This window comes from Nodularia sp. UHCC 0506 (genome assembly GCF_034931045.1).
In the GTDB taxonomy this organism is placed as follows: domain Bacteria; phylum Cyanobacteriota; class Cyanobacteriia; order Cyanobacteriales; family Nostocaceae; genus Nodularia.
In genome coordinates this window covers 45238-62625 of the sequence record NZ_JAYGHH010000031.1, presented here as the reverse complement: position 1 = coordinate 62625, position 17388 = coordinate 45238, and the positions used below count along the sequence as shown (strand labels likewise).

The 17388-nt window shown below is 41.1% G+C and carries 15 protein-coding genes and 1 pseudogene; 9 read left to right on the top strand and 7 right to left on the bottom strand.

All coding sequences use genetic code 11. The features are described from left to right. Positions 1-116 precede the first annotated feature (116 nt). Positions 117-596 (bottom strand): hypothetical protein, encoded by a 480-nt coding sequence (locus VB654_RS16720; protein ID WP_323214930.1) that lies wholly within the window; start codon positions 594-596, stop codon positions 117-119. Between the two features lie 199 nt (positions 597-795). On the opposite strand from VB654_RS16720, the gene VB654_RS16715 reads away from it, so the two are divergent. Then, positions 796-2115: a hypothetical protein gene (locus VB654_RS16715; RefSeq protein ID WP_323214929.1), complete on the top strand. Its 1320-nt coding sequence runs from the start codon at positions 796-798 to the stop codon at positions 2113-2115. A 108-nt stretch (positions 2116-2223) separates the two neighbouring features. Here VB654_RS16715 and VB654_RS16710 read toward each other — a convergent pair whose 3' ends face one another. The 3 genes from VB654_RS16710 to VB654_RS16700 all read right to left on the bottom strand — a co-directional run bounded on the left by VB654_RS16710 (position 2224) and on the right by VB654_RS16700 (position 7362). After that, complete coding sequence (locus tag VB654_RS16710) at positions 2224-3369, bottom strand: SpoIID/LytB domain-containing protein (protein ID WP_323214927.1); 1146 nt, start codon at positions 3367-3369, stop codon at positions 2224-2226. Between the two features lie 209 nt (positions 3370-3578). Further along, positions 3579-5771, bottom strand: a complete 2193-nt coding sequence (locus VB654_RS16705; RefSeq protein WP_323214936.1) for a polysaccharide biosynthesis tyrosine autokinase — start codon at positions 5769-5771, stop codon at positions 3579-3581. A 628-nt stretch (positions 5772-6399) separates the two neighbouring features. Next, a complete protein-coding gene (locus VB654_RS16700) occupies positions 6400-7362 on the bottom strand; it encodes a ribonuclease Z (RefSeq protein ID WP_323214925.1) in 963 nt (320 codons plus the stop codon). Positions 7363-7469: 107 nt separating this feature from the next. Between VB654_RS16700 and VB654_RS16695 the strand changes: the two genes are divergently transcribed. From VB654_RS16695 to speB, 4 genes are all read left to right on the top strand, one after another. Next, complete coding sequence (locus VB654_RS16695) at positions 7470-9116, top strand: RluA family pseudouridine synthase (protein WP_323214923.1); 1647 nt, start codon at positions 7470-7472, stop codon at positions 9114-9116. 93 nt (positions 9117-9209) lie between these two features. Next, complete coding sequence (locus tag VB654_RS16690; RefSeq protein ID WP_323214921.1) at positions 9210-10325, top strand: carboxylate-amine ligase; 1116 nt, start codon at positions 9210-9212, stop codon at positions 10323-10325. Positions 10326-10378: 53 nt separating this feature from the next. Then, a complete protein-coding gene (locus VB654_RS16685) occupies positions 10379-11875 on the top strand; it encodes an NAD(P)/FAD-dependent oxidoreductase (protein WP_323214919.1) in 1497 nt (498 codons plus the stop codon). A gap of 106 nt (positions 11876-11981) precedes the next feature. Beyond that, positions 11982-13034 (top strand): agmatinase SpeB, encoded by a 1053-nt coding sequence (speB, locus tag VB654_RS16680; RefSeq protein ID WP_323214918.1) that lies wholly within the window; start codon positions 11982-11984, stop codon positions 13032-13034. Here the strand turns inward: speB and VB654_RS16675 are convergent. Beyond that, complete coding sequence (locus VB654_RS16675; RefSeq protein ID WP_323214916.1) at positions 13011-13835, bottom strand: M90 family metallopeptidase; 825 nt, start codon at positions 13833-13835, stop codon at positions 13011-13013. The two genes, speB and VB654_RS16675, sit on opposite strands and share 24 nt — an antisense overlap. A gap of 199 nt (positions 13836-14034) precedes the next feature. On the opposite strand from VB654_RS16675, the gene VB654_RS16670 reads away from it, so the two are divergent. Together VB654_RS16670 and VB654_RS16665 are read left to right on the top strand one after the other, a co-directional pair. Beyond that, complete coding sequence (locus tag VB654_RS16670; protein WP_323214915.1) at positions 14035-14598, top strand: Uma2 family endonuclease; 564 nt, start codon at positions 14035-14037, stop codon at positions 14596-14598. 3 nt (positions 14599-14601) lie between these two features. Continuing rightward, positions 14602-14811: a hypothetical protein gene (locus tag VB654_RS16665; RefSeq protein ID WP_323214913.1), complete on the top strand. Its 210-nt coding sequence runs from the start codon at positions 14602-14604 to the stop codon at positions 14809-14811. On the opposite strand, the gene VB654_RS16660 is transcribed toward VB654_RS16665, so the two are convergent. Both VB654_RS16660 and VB654_RS16655 read right to left on the bottom strand, forming a co-directional pair. Further along, positions 14808-15005 carry a hypothetical protein gene (locus VB654_RS16660; protein ID WP_323214911.1) on the bottom strand — a complete coding sequence of 66 codons (198 nt, stop codon included), beginning with the start codon at positions 15003-15005 and terminating at the stop codon, positions 14808-14810. The genes VB654_RS16665 and VB654_RS16660 overlap by 4 nt on opposite strands. A gap of 153 nt (positions 15006-15158) precedes the next feature. Further along, positions 15159-15311, bottom strand: coding sequence for a hypothetical protein (locus VB654_RS16655; RefSeq protein ID WP_323214910.1), 153 nt, complete (start codon positions 15309-15311; stop codon positions 15159-15161). Between the two features lie 61 nt (positions 15312-15372). On the opposite strand from VB654_RS16655, the gene VB654_RS16650 reads away from it, so the two are divergent. Both VB654_RS16650 and VB654_RS16645 read left to right on the top strand, forming a co-directional pair. Beyond that, positions 15373-16686, top strand: coding sequence for a nucleoside recognition domain-containing protein (locus tag VB654_RS16650; RefSeq protein WP_323214908.1), 1314 nt, complete (start codon positions 15373-15375; stop codon positions 16684-16686). A gap of 65 nt (positions 16687-16751) precedes the next feature. Then, a pseudogene (locus VB654_RS16645) lies at positions 16752-16841 on the top strand (carbon-phosphorus lyase complex subunit PhnI); the annotation flags it as partial. Between the last annotated feature and the right edge of the window lie 547 nt (positions 16842-17388).

Sequence of the window (17388 nt, the reverse complement as noted above, 5' to 3'; positions counted from 1 at the left end):
AACCCAAAATTCACACTTTTGATGGTACACCTTCAAAAATTTTGCAGCTACTGTCGGGTTTATCAGCCTCAAACCTTCGATTCATCTGGGTTTTATATTTATTCAACCAGCCCTAATTATTGATCAGGAGACTTCAAAGCTTGATCCAAAACTTGCCGTGCGTGTTCGGCTTTAGCTCGTGCTTCCTGATAACGCAAATTAGCCTGGGCAAAAGTTTTCAAGACTTTAAAGCCTTCCTTGAGACGAGTAATCTCCTCTTCAGTGACTGAATTATCTGAAAACAGAACATCTACAGCCTGACGAATTTCTAGAGCATCAGCCCGTGATTCCTGTACCTTTAACTTGAGTGTGGCTAGATTATTTAAAATTTGGACAGCTTGTGTAATGCCGTCCTCGCCACTAACAGAATCATTAGCCGGTTCCTTCACTTCAATTAATTGTTGAGGGCCAAATCCCTCTTCCAGTTCCGTGGGAAGCTTACCAGCATCCATTAATTCCATCAGCTGATCCATAGCTTTTTCACGGGCTTTGGCTGAATCTTTTCCAGAAACAGTGAGCAGAATTTCTGGACTTTGAGCGAGAGTATACTGAACCATACTAAGAACAGAAAAATTGCTGATTAACCAGGCCAAGCGAAATAATCATAACATGAAGAATCGGTCATTGGTCATTGGGAAGAGGACACTTTTTTGACTTTTGACTTTTGATTTTTGACTTTCTTTCCCCGCTCCCTACCTAAAATAAAACTTTATACTTAAGAAAGATTAAACTAAATTTTAACAGGAGGGAAGAGTAGTGACTCCCAATCCCACCATCATGCAAGCTGTAGAAAAACTGGGCTACCGAGTTACCGTTGGTGATGTGTCAAGTCAGGCTGGCTTGAATCTCGCCGAAGCTGGACAAGGTTTATTAGCTCTAGCTTCTGATGCTGGCGGACATTTACAAGTGGCAGAGACGGGTGATATTGTTTACCAGTTTCCGCGAAATTTCCGCGATGTTTTACGTAATAAATACTTTCAGATGCGGTTGCGGGAATGGTGGAAAAAGGTCTGGGAAGTCCTTTTTTACCTGATTCGGATTTCTTTTGCTATTTTCTTAATTCTTTCTATTGTCCTCATAACTGTTACCATCTTTATCATTGTTACTGCTTCTAACTCAGATCGTGACGGCGACAGTAGGGGTAGCGGTTCTAGGGGTGGGGGGTTATTCTTTTTTCCATTCCCGGATTTATTTTGGTATTTTAGTCCCAATTATCGCGATCGCCAACAAGAACGGCAATACCAAAGACACCAACAAAGAAGCCAAGAAAGCGAGTTGAATTTCTTTGAGGCTGTATTTTCGTTTTTGTTTGGTGATGGTAATCCTAATGCCAATTTAGAAGAACGCCGATGGCAAGAAATTGGGGCTGTGATTCGGCATAATCAGGGTGCAGTAGTAGCAGAACAAATTGCCCCATATCTGGATAATCTTGGTGAAAGTTATACACAAGAATATGAAGATTATATGCTGCCGGTGCTAATTCGATTTAATGGGCAACCAGAGGTAAGTCCCGAAGGGCAGATTGTCTATTATTTCCCAGAGTTGCAAGTTAAAGCCACCAAGACGCGTCATAAATCAGTTCCAACGCACCTAGAAGAATATCCTTGGCGTTTTAGTGCGGCGAGTTCAGGACAGATTATGCTGTCGGCTGGTTTGGGTGTACTCAACTTTGTGGCAGCTTTAATATTAGGAGGCTTGATAGCCGATGGTACAGCAGCAGCCCAGTTAGGGGGATTAGTCGCCTTTGTCCAAGGGATTTATTGGCTATTGTTGGGTTATGGCGCAGGTTTCTTAGGTCTACCGTTAGTGCGTTATTTCTGGATTCAATGGCAGAATAAAAAAATTGTTGCACGTAACCGCGATCGCCTGTCCCGGTCTAGAATATTAGCAAACCCAAATGACGCTTTAGAGCGAAAAATTGACTACGCCCAGCAGTTTGCCACAGAAAAAGTCATCGGTAGTGAAGATTTAGTATATTCCAGCGAAACCGACTTAATCGATCAAGAAATTGAGCGTTCTGCACAAATTGATGCCGAATGGCAAAGGCGTTTGCAGGAAGGAAGTGAGGAGAAATAAAGTCAAATTAATTCAAAATTCAAAATTATTAATTCAAAAAAGGTCAAAAGTCAAAAGTCAAAAAAGTATACTCTTCCTAATGACTAATGACTAATGACTAATGACCAATTACTTGGTTTTAATTGGTGTGAGGGCTACTCCTTGGTAGTAATGTCCTAAAATTTGCAGGTGGTTGGCTCCTTGTCGAGCTAAATTGTACGCTCCCCACTGGCTCATTCCTAAGCCATGACCAAAGCCTAAACCTTGTAGTACAAAACTCCCATTTGCGCCTCTAGTGATATTAAAGCGAGTACTTCTCAATCTGAGAGCCGTCCGCACTTCTTCACCTTTTAACACCCTTGTACCCTTGTCTCCGACAATTCTTAAGGTTTTCACACTACGGAAAGGCGAGAGGACTTCTGCAATCATGTCCTTAACATTACCTACCCCAGAAATTCTGGAGCTAATTTCGTCAGAGGTAAAGGTTCTCTCCCAATTACAGGCGCTGATATTTTGATCGTAGTCTTGAACAGCACGCAGGTAAGCGAGGGGATTTCCCCAAACATCTTCGACATTTTCGGTATGTCCCCCCGAACAAGCGTGGAAAACTGAGAGAATAATTTCGTTGTTATGTGTGAGTACTTTCCCGGCTGTGGCATCAACTGCGTCGTAAATAGTAGGAGATTCGCTGATGACTCCTTTATAAATTTGCCAACGGTCGGGACTATCGCCTAAGTCATAAGTGGGATTATTACGCTGTTCATTGCGTTTGTAGAGGGCATAAGTCCGAGCTGCGATCGCTTGGGCTTTGAGTGCTTCTGGTGGCCATCCAGCATCCATTTCGCCACCGATGACACTATAGAGATATTCTTCTAAATCCACCCAGTTAACAACATCTAAACCTTTATCTGTAGGGACAACCAGCGTTCTGCCACGATACCAGCGATCGCCAATATAAACAAATCCATCACCTGTTGGTTCAATCCAGAATAAACCAGATTGCCACCTATCCAGAGCCACACCACCGGGGATAGTTTGAGCATTAAAAGAACTCATTGCCGGCAACTGTCCGAGAGTGCGACCCGTACTATCCTTAACAATCGCAGTTGTGGAACTGCCAACTTTCACCTGATTAACTCCCCTCTCAATCGCCACCCGGAGAATTACAGATGCTTGAGCTGGGGCCACTAAAGCCAACCAAAAGAAGATACCTATCCACCAATGACGTACTTTGATCCGGGAAAATAAAGAGCCTAATAGCAGTTGAAATTTCATACTGATCATTTAAATCACATTTAGTATCTGTTTGATGCTCTGGACTATAGTGTTTACCACTTAAGATGAGACAGTGATCTAACTTGGGAAGTTGCCACTTCCTCATAATTATGCAATCAGTATGAAAAATCAGCTATTGGTCATTAGTCATTGGGAAGCTACCCTCTTCTCCCCCCTGCACCCTGCACCCTGCACCCCTGCCTCTTCCCCTACTCCCTGCTGACATCGTTAGCAATAATTCCCACTAAATTCAAATTGCTCAAAATTTCTATAGCTTGCGTCAATTCATTGGGTGTTACCTGACCAATGCGCCCTACCATCAAAATTCCATGACAGAATGATGCCAAAATCCTGGCATCGACTGTGCCTAAAATTGATGGCGCATCTATTAGCACTAAATCATAGGTCTGTTCAAAGGATCTGATTAATTGTTCCATTCGCTCTTGACTGAGCAGCTTTATTGTGTCCTCCTCTGTGGGGCCAGCAGTCAAAATATCAATGGAAGGGTGAATTGGCTGGATATAATCTTGAACCTGGGTATTTGTTTCATCGACTAATAACAGAGATAGTCCCCAGTCATTAGATAGTTGCAAGTTTTTGTGTAAGTGAGGATACCGCAGGTTAGCATCAATCAATAGTATGCGCCGATGCATCCGAGCCGCACTAGCCGCCAGCCCCAATGCCAAGGTTGTCTTACCTTCTCTAGATAGTGCTGAAGTTAACATCAGAGACTTGAAAGGGTAAGGATGCTTGAATATTTGAATGTTTTGGTAGACCATATCCAAACTTTCATGGCAAGGCAACCAAGTGCTAGTTTCTATCAAAGAGGGAGCTAAACTTTCCTGTTTTTGCCAAAACCACATGGGTAAACGCTTTTTGAAACCCTGTGGCGCTAGTTTGGGTACTGAACCCAATAATCGGAGTTTCGTCAGCTTCTGTAATTCTTGTAGGGAATAAATAGGGTAATTAAACATTCCCCAAATCAGGGCAATTGCTATACCTAAAATGGGGCTAACTAAAACTCCCCCAAGTAAAAGCATTGATCTACGGCTACTGGTAGAAGTTCCCAAAGCTGGTTCCTCTAACACTTGCCAATCAAAGCCTCCCTGAGAAATCTTTAATCCCAAATACTGTTGCGTTTGGAGTAATTGCTCAAGTATTTTGCGTTGAGTTTCTACTGCTGGTAGTAAACGGTTGTACTCAGCTATGAGGCCAGGATATTTGCTTAATTGCAAACTAAGTCGCTTTTCTGACTCAGCTAAACTATTTTCATGAGCAATCAGTCCTTTAACAATTGTTTGTACCTGAATAAACTCTTGCATCAGGATTGGGTCAACTTCTGTTGTTTGCTCTTGTATCAAAAGTAATTTTCTGGTGTTGTTGGCACTAATCGCTTGATCACCTAGTAATTGTTTGATCTCTTGCTGTAACAGCCTTTTTTGACTTTGGTGTTGCTGCTTTAGATTTTCTAAAATTGGTGATTCTTCTGTATAGCGTATTTCTTCCCTAGCGATCGCTCGTTCAGTTTTTTGAACTTCATGCAATAGCGATTGGTAACGAGTTGACTGATTTAAACGAGAAGCAATTTGTGCATTCTGGAATAAAGCAGTGATTTTTTCTTCTAAGTTATTGTACCGAGCTTGTACATCTTTCAGTTGGGCGCGGGTGGTTTCTCGTTGTTTTGCAATATCGGCACGAGATTCTAGGAGGATTTTACTTTGCACTTCTGGATCTAGGACATTATGCTTCCTGCGAAAATCCTCTAAGTTTTTTTCTGCTTGACTCACCTCTTTTTTAATCTGGGGTAAGCGAGTGCTAACAAAGGTAAGTCCTTTCTTCAATCTTTCTTGCTGCTGCTCTATATTGTAGTCTTGATAAACCTTTTTTAGAGCTTGCAGTACTCTTTGTGTTTTAACTGGATCATCATATTGAAAGGAGACTTCAAATACTTGACTAGGAACTTGATTAACTCCAATCCTATTTTCTAGTTGCTTGACTACCAAAGCTGAATTTTGGCTATTATTCCCCTTAATATCATCTATGGTAATATCTGGATAATTAGATTGAAGAATATTTACAGCTTTCTGGAGCAACTTAGAACTCATCATTAATTTTATCTGAGCGCTATAGTCAAATCCTGGTAAATTTGTTTCAGTCAAGTCACTGTTTACACCTGATTGGATATTATTTAATCTGACACCTCCATATAAATTAGAATTTACCAGTATCTGCATCGAGCTTTGGTAATTCGGTTTAGTATTGACAGCTAAGAAGCCAGCAATTGACATAAAGATGCCGGAGATACCTAAGCACAAAAAGCGTCGGCGCAGCAAGATTTTAGGTAGTCTTCTGACATCAACTGCTTTTATTGAAGAGTGATGAACCAGTTTGTCTTGATTCATACTTGTGTTAGCCACTATCAAATTCCTCTAATATAAAAATCAAGAAACGCTATATATGGAAAATTATGAAGTCATTGCTTTAAAACGAGTTTTTCTCAACCTATAGATTAAACATATTACTAAAGGTTTCTGGCTTCAATTATGAAGAGTTTGTATGAACAATATTTTAGATGTTTTTGTTACGCTAACAAGGTGTAATTAATTATCATAAATAATACTTGCAGAAACAAATACAAGCATCTCATCAGGATAATTGTGTAAATAGAGTCACTTGTATATTCAATTAAATTAATGAGATTTAATCCCTATTACCAGCAATACAGCAAATTGACGACTAAAGAGTTTTAATGTGAATGTGTATTTTTTAAATTTAGCAATTGGAAAAATTTTGAGATCGAGATAGAAATAATACATATTGTGAATGATGAAATAATTAAATATAGGTAATAAACAATCCCTCGCTGATAAATATTTATTATTACTACTCAAGTTTGTGTGAAATTCTCAATAATTTCCTGTTTAGACGTTTTAATGCTGCAAGACCAGTTTTGGGTTATGGTTTTAGAGTCGAAAACTAAGGCGGGGAGGATGCCCACCCCACAAGAGTTTTAGTATTAATATTTGTACTTCATCTACCTGCAAACTGCTGTAACTCTGCTTCCCGTCGCCTGGGTACACTATAAGCCATGAAATCATAAGCCATATCTGTGTTCGGGAAAATTGCCCTGGCTTCATGAAGTAAATCTTTTAGTTCTATAGTGTTTCCCGGTGCATAGCGGGGACTGAAATGAGTCATAATTAACCGATGCGCCCCAGCGACTAAGGCTGTTTGCGCTGCCATTGTGGTTGTGGAATGCAATCGCTGAAATGCTAAATCTGCATCTTGATGGGCAAAGGTAGCTTCATGAATCAAGACATCGGCATCTTGGGCTAATTCCACTGCACCCTCGGAATAAATTGTATCTGTACAATAGGCTATTTTGCGTCCAATTTCTGTGGGGCCGCATAATTCAGTGCCGTGAATTACTCGTCCGTCTGCAAGTGTAACTGTTTCACCACGCTTGAGTTGACCGTACACCCGACCAGGGGGAATTTGCAAGGCTTTGGCTTTTTCGAGATCAAAGCGTCCTGTCCGGTTTTTTTCTGCTATGCGATAACCAAATGCTGTAATGCGGTGATGTAGAGGACTACAGCTAACGGTGAATTCATCATCTTCATAAATGATTCCTGGTTGGACAACATGAATTTTCACCGGATAGGAAAAGTGTGTGTGTGAGTAACGTGTGGCTGCTTGGATATATTCGTTTAATCCTGGTGGCCCATAGAGATCGACTCGTTGCACGTTACCAGCTAATCCACAACTGGCAAGGAGTCCCATTAGGCCAAAAATATGGTCGCCGTGTAGATGGGTGATGAAAATTCGGGATAGTTGACTCATTTTGAGGTCACTCCGCAAAAGTTGATGCTGAGTACCTTCGCCACAGTCCAATAGCCACAGTTCTGCTCTTTGGGGTAATCTCAGCGCTATGCTGGAAACATTGCGCGATCGCGTGGGTACTCCTGAACTCGTCCCTAAAAATGTTATCTGCACAGCGTTTTTTGGCCTTCCTTTTGCTGAGTTTTACGCTTATTGTTTCTTACTTTCTATATTGGCACGGTTGTTGAGCAAAATACTTGAAGTGGTGTGAGGTTCAATCTGTGGTCAGTGATTCAACGGTTAGTTATTGGTATGAAGGGTTTTGTCCGGAAACTGGTGATTTATTGAGATTACCCCGCACTGTTTTTGTGGAGGCGATCGCTCGTGATTTAATGCAAGAATTAGCGACTGATGCGGTTTATAATCAGGAGGGGAAGATGTATGGTATTTTGCTGGTTGAACTCCCTACAGGTGAAACACAAGTTTTAAAAGCATTTTCTGGTCTTCTCAATGGTTGCAGTTTCATTGAGGGTTGGGTTCCAAGCATTCCAGGACGGGAAGAAGTAGCCGCAGAGGAAGGACAGACTTTAGCTGAACTGGAGAATATCAAGCAGGAATTGATTACTCTCAAGGAACTCAGAGAAAGACAGCAGTGTGAAATTCTATCTTACGAGTTTGAGCAGCAGTTGCAACAGATGAGCGATCGCCATCGGCATAGCAAACAGGAACGTGACGCAAAACGTCAGCTACTTTACCAAGAATTGACCGAAGAAGCACTAACTACCGCATTAGCAGCACTGGAAGAGGAAAGCCGTCAACAAGGAATTGAACGCCGCCAACTCAAAGCCAAACAGAATACCGTGTTGCAACCTTTACAGCAATTAATCTCAGCAACAGACAGACAAATACAGGAACTAAAACAACGGCGTAAAGCACTATCTCGCCAATTGCAGGCACAAATGCACGAGGCTTATTCCCTAATGAATTTTTTGGGACAATCGGCATCTTTGCAAAAATTGCTGCCAGCCGGGTCTATACCTACGGGAACAGGAGATTGTTGTGCGCCGAAGCTACTGCACTATGCGGCAAATCATGGACTAAAACCTTTAGCAATGGCGGAATTTTGGTGGGGTGGGACTTCTAAAGACAAAGTACAGGGGGAATTTTACGGAGCCTGCGTTGAGCGTTGTCAGACGTTAATGGGGTTTTTGCTTTCGGGGTTAAAATTTCAGTTTCCAAACCTCTTAAGAGCAAAAAAAGAAAGTTTCAGTAGCCATTTAAGCCATAGAGTAGAGTTTAATTTACCGATTATTTATGAAGATGAATGGCTGATTGCTGTGAACAAACCCCCAGGGCTACTTTCGGTTCCTGGTCGCTATCGGGATACTCAAGATAGTGTGCTGAGTCGCTGGCGTTGTTCGTTTCCAGATGATGCGGAAATTATGACTGTGCATCGACTGGATCAGGAAACTTCTGGTATTTTACTATTGGCACGGAATCGCCAAATTCATCGGCAACTGAGCCAGCAATTTCAACAACGGCAAATTCACAAGGTTTATGAGGCTATCCTTTCTGGTACTGTAACGGTTGAAGATGGTGTAATTGAACTACCGTTATGGGGAAATCCTGAAAATCGCCCTTATCAGCAAGTGAATTGGCAGCATGGTAAAGTCAGCTTGACTAAATTTCGGGTAATAGGGAGGGAAAGAAATTATCCGCGTGTCGAGTTTATCCCCCTCACAGGACGCACCCACCAATTGAGAGTTCATGCTGCTGATCCTAGAGGATTGGGATCTACTATTTTAGGCGATCGCCTATATGGATGCAATGCTGTAGCCAGTCGGTTACATCTACACGCCAGAGAACTTAGCTTTCAACATCCACAATCAGGACAAACTATTCATCTGGGTACAACAACGCCATTTTAATTTATCAGCTTTCAAGTAGAAGTAAAAAATACACAATGTCAATTACACTTATAAGTTACTTCTGCCGACCTGTACTAGCCAGAAAAAAATAGCATGACAGGCATAGAATTTAAAAGCTCTCCTGAATTCTCTCTCGGTATGGAGATTGAGTTACAATTGCTCAACCCTCACACCCTGGAATTAGTCGATGGTATTTTACCTTTGTTAGCACAAGATGCTGATAATTCTTACCTTCAGCCAGAATTTAAGCAAGCATCAGTGGAGATTAGTTCCCAGATTTGCAGGAATATCCATGAGTTAGAAGCCAATATTTGGGACATTCTGTGTCAACTTAAAACCAGATGCCAAAACTTGGGTATGAATATTTGTGCAGCTGGTACTCATCCATTTTCCACTCGCTTTACCCCTGTCACACCTCTTCCCAGATATCTCACCCAGCAACACGCATCCGGCTATCTAGCAGAAATAATGACAACTTTTGCCCTTCAGATTCACGTCGGAATGCCATCAGGTGATGCAGCTGTAAATATAATGGGGAGGCTCAAACCTTATCTGCCAATTTTGCTGGCGCTGTCTGCTAGTTCACCTTTTTGGTCGGGTTATGATACCGGCTTTGCTTCTTATCGTCGGTGCTTCCTATCATCGTTGAGAACCTATGGTATCCCTCCCACTTTTCCCACCTGGCAAGATTTTTCTGACTTCTTTATTACCGCCCAAAACGCCGGAATCTTTGAAATTATCCGTGATATTCATTGGGATTTGCGACCCCAACCCAATTTGGGAACCCTAGAAATCAGGATCATGGATGCTCAACCAACGGTGAAAGAATCGATCATGCTGGCAGCTTTTGTCCATTCTTTAATATTGTATCTCTATGAATGTAGCAAAGGAAGAAAAACAGGATTTTTGTTATCGCCCCTACCCTGGTTAATGGAAAAGGAGAACTTTTTCAGAGCGTCTCGCTGGGGTTTAGATGCCAATTATATCGAAGATCAAGAAGGCAACAGTAGACCAATTAGGAATATAGTTAAGGATATATTAGATGCGATAGGCATGACTGCCGATACTTTAAGAGAAAGTCCGTATTTGCATCTACTGGCGCAAAGATTGGACTCAGGGCCTAGCTATATTCGTCAGCGACGGATATTTGAAAATACAGGTTCTTTGCAGGCGGTAGTTGCTTCTTTGGTGAAGGAATTGGCAGATTAATTAACAATCTCGCCATATTACTTAGCTTATATTCCCAAATAATTTGGATAAATATGTCAGAAATTAAATCAGATAATCGGACTTTAACCACATCTGTGGTTTCTGCTGCTACGGAAATCTACGATGTTGTCATAGTTGGCGCTGGGCCTATCGGGTTAGCAACTGCTATTGGCTTACGCAAATGTGGGATAGAAAATATTCTGGTTGTTGATCAAACTCGCACTTTTCGTCCAGTTGGTCAGGTATTGGATCTTCTTCCCAATGGCTTAAAATCTCTCAAATATTTAGATAATCAAGCTTACGAAGCAGTTAAGAATGCTGGGATGGGGTTCATGACTTCCCCCCAGTCTCATAGTGAGAAAAATCAGGGAGAAAAACCTGCCAAAACTTCACTTGAATGGGTTTATAAGAATTTACAGGGGGAAACTATTCGGTCAACTCCTCTGGGATTTGATCACTGGTTGCAAAATTATGGTGAAGGTCGAGTTTCAATTGCTTGGTATAATTTGCAAACTACCCTCAGAAATCTCATTCCTGAAGACAGAGTTAAAGCAAATCATCGTTGTATAAATGTTATAGATGAGCCAGAAAATGGCTGTGTTCGCATAGATTGCGTTTCTAATCTAGAAACAGAAGCCAACCCCTATGCTTATTGGGCTGATGGACAAAAAGTTGAGAATAGCCAGCCGGAAACTTTAGATAATAACTCTCAAGAATCAGTAACAAAATCGTTCCGAGCTAAACTAATTGTAGCAGCAGATGGTATTAACTCGACAATTCGGAAAGTACTTTACAAAGATAGTCCTGATAGTGATTCTGCACAACCTAAATATTCGGGATTTGCAGCTATATCTTGTCGGGAAATCACCGAAGTTCCCCAGGAACTACAGACACAACTTGAAGAGAAGTTTTTTCAAGATTCACCCATTGTCACTATTAGTAATGCTTCCGAAATTACCGATTCACTGGATGAGCTAAGGATGATGTTATTTCGCAGACCAGGTAGCCATATAGGATACATTTTACATCTGGCTGTGTCTTTGGAATCGTTAGAGGGTAAATCTGAAAATTCTTTGCTGGATTTAGCAATGCAGCAGTTAGAAAAAGCTGGCTATCCCGATGTACTTCAGGAATTAGTTCGACTATCTCCCCCTGCTAATATGCAGCAACGTCCATACTACATTCATCACGCCACCACATCTGACAACAAAAATCAACTAAGCTGGAGTAGAGGACGTGTGGTATTAGTGGGTGATGCAGCGCATGGAATGCCTCCTTTTATGGCACAAGGGGTGAATCAAGGATTTGAAGATGCGTTAGCAGTGACAACGTTAATTGCTCATATTGCCGAGACAAATAAGTGGGATAATGGGCAAGCAATGGGCAAAGCCTTCGAGAAATACGAAAATCTGCGTCGCCCCATGATGACATATATTCAACACGCAACATTAACAAGGTTTCCCCACTCATCAGACGAAGCATGGAACAACTATGGACAACAGGTATATCACCGCAATTTTGATGAAATAATTGCCGCATTGTCATCATGACAGCAGATTTCATCTGAATGAGGTAGATAAATTTATCCTTGAAATCACCAGCACCATTTTTTAGTTAAAATAGTGAGAGCTTACCCCTGCGTGTAAATCCAAAATCATGACTATTCAACAACCAGACTACAATCCCAGTGGCGTAGGTGAAATCAATGGTAACATCTTCGGTTTACCATGCGATTATGAGTCTGCAAACTTGATTGTCATTCCTGTACCTTGGGAAGTCACAGTATCATATAATGCTGGTACAGCCAACGGACCACAGCAAATACTCGATGCTTCCATTCAACTAGATTTATTCGATTTCGACCATCCTGATGGCTGGAAACAAGGAATTTTCATGATGGAAATTCCCCAAGATATTTCAGAAAAAAATGAATATTATCGCACCTTAGCCGCAGAAATTATTGAAAGACTAGCACAAGGTGAACAACTTACCGCTACACCCGATTTAACCCCTGTGCTGACAGCAATTAATCAAGCTGGTGAACAGGTGAATAAATGGTTATTTGCCCAATGTCAAGCAGCAATGAATCAGGGAAAACGTGTTGCCGTCATTGGTGGTGATCACAGTGTACCATTAGGTTACTTCCAAGCATTAGCCGCTAAGTATCCCAACTATGGAATTTTACATATTGATGCCCACGCAGATTTACGCGATGCTTATGAGGGGTTTGAATTTTCCCATGCTTCGATTATGTTCAATGGGTTGAAAATTCCGCAGATATCCAAGTTAGTTCAGGTAGGCTTGCGTGATATTTCTCATGATGAAGTGAAAATAATTGATCAATCAGGCGATCGCATTATCGCTTATTACGACCCAATTATCAAACAAAAACTCTACGCTGGCAGCACTTGGATTGATATCTGCCGAGAAATTACCAGTCATTTACCAGAGTACGTTTACATTAGCTTTGACGTGGATGGACTTGATCCCAAACTCTGCCCCAGTACGGGTACTCCTGTGCCTGGTGGGTTAGAATTAGAGCAAACTTTTTGTTTATTCCGGGAATTGATTAAGAGTAACCGCAAAATCATCGGTTTTGATGTCTGCGAGGTCGGTGATGCTGAGTGGGATGGTAACGTCGGGGCGCGAATTGTTTATAAACTAGCCAATTTAATGGATTTATCCTTAAGTCCATTGCACGGGATCTAACTGATAATAGCGTTGTAATTGCTCATAAAGTGCCGGATGATGTTGTCGTAACTGGCGAGGTTTTTCATAAAATGTTTCCGTAGCCACAGCAAAAAACTCGGCCGGATTAATTGTACCATAGCCATCCATGACAGTTTTCACTTTTCTGGTAATCTCATCACAAAGTTGTTGATATTCTGCTGTCATCACCTGCCCCCACACAGGATAATCTGAGTTTCGCTGTAAAATAGGCACACCGTTAGCTACTCTATCCTCTTGGTCTAACTGATGGGCAAATTCGTGTAGGACAACATTATGTCCATCCTTCCAGTTACCAGTATCTTGTTCAACCTGTTCCCAAGATAATATTACTTGGTCTTGAGTCCATGATTCGCCCAATCTAGCTTCGCGTCTTTCTTCGACTACATAATTTCCCGTTGCTACGGTTTGATTCACAAAATATGTCCTGGGATAAATTAAAATAGAACGCAGTTGAGGAAAATATTTTTCGCGTTCATTGAGTAAAAGTAAACAAGCCACAGCAGCAATAGTTACCTTCATTTCTTCTGTTACTTGCAAACCTCCACAGCCAATGAATTGCTTTTCTGCTAAAAATACTTGAATATGTCCTTGAAGTCTGCGACGTTCATCAGGTGAAAGCTTAAGATAAATGGGGAGATGGTTTTCAATGACAGCAGTCCACAGTGGAGGGAAAGGACGGCCTTTAACAAGATTGCGGCGCTGTTTGATCAAAATCGGACTGGCTAAAATACCAATCACAATCAGCCCAATGATCATAAAAACAGCAATTATCTCCACCATTGATTTTTGAGTGCCTCACGCTGTCCGATTCACTAATTAAATCTTGTGTAATTAGAGGTGCTATTTTTATTATCTCAGATGAGTCATACCATTTGCTTTGTGATATTTCTTCCTTTGCGTGAAACAAAACTTGAACTTCACAACAATCACGAAGACGATAAAATACTAACACAGAGGCAATCACAAGGAACCCCAGGCGATGAAAACAACAATTTCTCCATCCCTCACCCTCGAAGAATTCCTCAAACTGCCAGAAACCGAGCCAGCCAGTGAATTTGTTGCTGGTCAAATTTACCAAAAACCCATGCCTCAAGGCAAGCACTCCCGCCTGCAATTCAAACTTTGTGATGCTGTGAATCAAGTTGCAGAAACAACACAAATTGCGATCGCGTTTCCCGAATTGCGCTGCACATTTGCTGGACGTTCGATTGTGCCTGATGTGACTGTATTCAGTTGGCAACGAATTCCTTTTGAGGCTGATGGCGAAGTACCCAATGCCTTTGAGATTTATCCTGACTGGACTGTAGAAATTCTCTCACCTAATCAGAGAGCCACTAGAGTTATTAGTAATATTTTACATTGTCTCAGACATGGTACTCAGCTAGGATGGTTAATTGATCCAGAGGAGAGATTAATTTTAGCATTTATTCCAGGTCAAGAACCGATGGAGTTCACAGGTTGCGATCGCTTGCCAATACCAAAATTCTTCACCCTAGATTTGACAGTTGATCAGGTGTTTGGCTGGCTGAAAGCAGGTCGATAAATTATGCAACTTGATACTAGACTAGAAAAAGCAAATCTCACGTTCAAAGCAATGAAAGCAATTGAAGTCATGGCTACTGTAGATGAGCAGGGTCAACTCTCTTTAGATTTACCATTAAGTGTAGACAAGCACAGCCGTATTGGAGTGATTATACTTAGAACACGCATTTCTAACACTTATTCTACCGTAGAATCTCAGGATCTTTGCAGTTAGCGATCGCTCCCGAAAAACATCTTAACTGCAAGGGTTTGATAGTTTTCGGAGATGTCTAATGGTCTTGGAGATATCCCTCTCCGCTTTTCCATATCATTGAGTTCGACGCTACCTGTGTTAATTTCTGCTTCTGCGGCTTCTCTTTGTTCGTCCGTTATTTTGGATTCTGGTGGTATGTTTAGGGCTTTTGGCATTTTGCGATTCAGGTTACATGGGGTGAGTGTATCAAGATAAGACAATATTTAAATTTTGATTTAAGAAATTGGTACGTTAACCCACATCTTTATATAAAAATTCGTAGTTAATAGGATTAATATAATACAAAATTAGAGAAAGTAGACACGCACTTAATATAAAATTAATATATATCTTGCACTTGCTAAACTGGTGGAACCGATATTTCTCAGGTGCGATAAGCTACGCACCGCCAGAGGCGATCGCACTCGTTCTTCCAGAGTAAAAATACTGTAACATCGGATGATTAAGTTAGTGGTCTTCACAATGGGTCATCCTATGACTTACTATGCAGAAAATTATTTAATCAGATTTAAAAACATTTAGATGAAAAAATCATCGTCGCCACTCAATGCCATTTGGCTGTTCCTGATTGTTTCCGCCACAGTAGTAGCAGCTTACAACGGCAATATGGCCGCTTTAACAGAAGCCTCCTTTACAGCAGCTGAAAGTGCAGTTACCCTAGCCATTGGACTAATTGGGGCGATGGCGCTGTGGTTGGGAATTATGAAAGTTGCCGAAGCCGCAGGGATGATGCGATTAATCGCCCGTTTGATTCGTCCAGTCATGAGCCGACTTTTCCCTGAAATTCCCGTAAATCACCCGGCTATGTCCGCAATGGTGATGAATATGGCAGCCAATGCCCTGGGACTAGGAAACGCCGCTACCCCGATGGGTTTAAAAGCGATGGCAGAACTGAATAAACTCAACCCTAATCCGGGAACGGCTACACCCGCCATGTGTTTGTTTTTAGCCATTAACACCTCATCGGTGACACTGTTACCCCTTGGTGTAATTACTGTCCGCGCCAGTGCTGGGGCGAGCAATCCGGCAGCAATTATCCTGCCCTCAATTATTGCTACTATCATCTCCACATCCGTGGCCATTGTTGCTAGTAAACTTCTAGCCCGCCGGACATCCTCTAAGCCGACTCCTTTAGAATCTGAATTAGAAACCGCCGAAACAGATAGCAAAACCGCAACCGATGAAACTCCCGAATCTGAATTAATTCCTCCCGGCATGATTGGTAATATCGTTTTCGGTGGTCTAATTGTGGCATTTTTAGCGGCTGTTTTTTACCGCCTTTCCATCAGAGGATTACCTTATATATTTAGTATGGTTTTTCTCAGTAACCTTTCCAATTGGCTACTACCTATTTTAATTTGTTTATTCCTTTTATTTGGTTATTTCCGAGGAGTAAAAGTTTATGAAGTTCTTACCGACGGGGCAAAAGAAGGCTTTGAAATTGCCATTCGGATTATTCCATTTTTAGTCGCAATTTTTGTGGCGATTGGGATGTTTCGTGCTAGTGGTGCGCTGGATATCCTGACAGCTATAGTTTCTCCCATTACTTCACTAATAACCCTGCCACCAGAAGCTTTACCAATGGCATTAATTCGCCCCCTTTCAGGTAGTGGTTCATTTGGGTTAATGTCAGAAATTGTCAAAAATGACCCCGACAGTTTTCTGTCCTTTCTTGTTTCTACAATGCAAGGTTCAACAGAAACTACCTTTTATATCATGGCAGTTTATTTTGGCAGTATTGGTATTGTTCGCACAAACTACACACTTTCGGCGGCGCTGTGTGCTGATGCAGCAGGAATGCTGGCATCTTTGGCAGTTTGTCGGATCATGTTTTAAGTAGGGTTTGCTGTTCGCTACAGATAGGGAATAAAGTTATCTGTCATCCCCAAATTTTCTGAAGATTAGCAGCCTTAGCCATCAAATCATCCTGGGGTGATTTAGTAGAGGCAATTTTTTTAATTCGAGCCTATCGCATAACATTGCCACGCTTTTGCCCCTAAATAGGACTTTTTTAGGGGTTACAGCTATATTTCCATAGTAGAGATAGAAGAATATAACTAACAGAAGATTTCAAATAAAAACTCAACGTTGAAGATTTAGATTTAATATTTAATAGAGGACAGGAATTTAAATAATAATTTTTACAACCCATATAGCACGGCTATATCAGCGATTTAGGATAATTTAAATAAAAAGCCAAAATAAAATATATTTTGTAGATTTACTTAATATATCTATACATGGACTACTTTAATCAATCACTAACTTTTTTATATTTCTTATCTCTATCTTCAGGAATTGACTGTTAGACTGTTAAATACAAACAGCTTAAAAAACACTAAGGAATCAAAAGTCAACTGGATACAAAATATTATCTGAGGATTTACTGATCAAAACACCTACAAGTGAGAAGTTTAAAGGTTGAGGAACTGGATGAGATTTTTCCATTGTTGATCATCGGTAAGATTTTAATAAGTGGTTTGTTGCTGTGCAGGAATATTAAATAACAACATCTAAGTAGAGTAACTTGAACATATA

Coding starts and splice junctions, on each gene's coding strand:
- VB654_RS16690 (WP_323214921.1), top strand. CDS start 9,210: ATGACAGGCATAGAATTTAAAAGCTCTCCTGAATTCTCTCTCGGTATG.
- VB654_RS16710 (WP_323214927.1), bottom strand. CDS start 3,369: ATGAAATTTCAACTGCTATTAGGCTCTTTATTTTCCCGGATCAAAGTA.
- VB654_RS16665 (WP_323214913.1), top strand. CDS start 14,602: ATGCAACTTGATACTAGACTAGAAAAAGCAAATCTCACGTTCAAAGCA.
- VB654_RS16705 (WP_323214936.1), bottom strand. CDS start 5,771: ATGAATCAAGACAAACTGGTTCATCACTCTTCAATAAAAGCAGTTGAT.
- speB (WP_323214918.1), top strand. CDS start 11,982: ATGACTATTCAACAACCAGACTACAATCCCAGTGGCGTAGGTGAAATC.
- VB654_RS16675 (WP_323214916.1), bottom strand. CDS start 13,835: ATGGTGGAGATAATTGCTGTTTTTATGATCATTGGGCTGATTGTGATT.
- VB654_RS16720 (WP_323214930.1), bottom strand. CDS start 596: ATGGTTCAGTATACTCTCGCTCAAAGTCCAGAAATTCTGCTCACTGTT.
- VB654_RS16660 (WP_323214911.1), bottom strand. CDS start 15,005: ATGCCAAAAGCCCTAAACATACCACCAGAATCCAAAATAACGGACGAA.
- VB654_RS16685 (WP_323214919.1), top strand. CDS start 10,379: ATGTCAGAAATTAAATCAGATAATCGGACTTTAACCACATCTGTGGTT.
- VB654_RS16670 (WP_323214915.1), top strand. CDS start 14,035: ATGAAAACAACAATTTCTCCATCCCTCACCCTCGAAGAATTCCTCAAA.
- VB654_RS16650 (WP_323214908.1), top strand. CDS start 15,373: ATGAAAAAATCATCGTCGCCACTCAATGCCATTTGGCTGTTCCTGATT.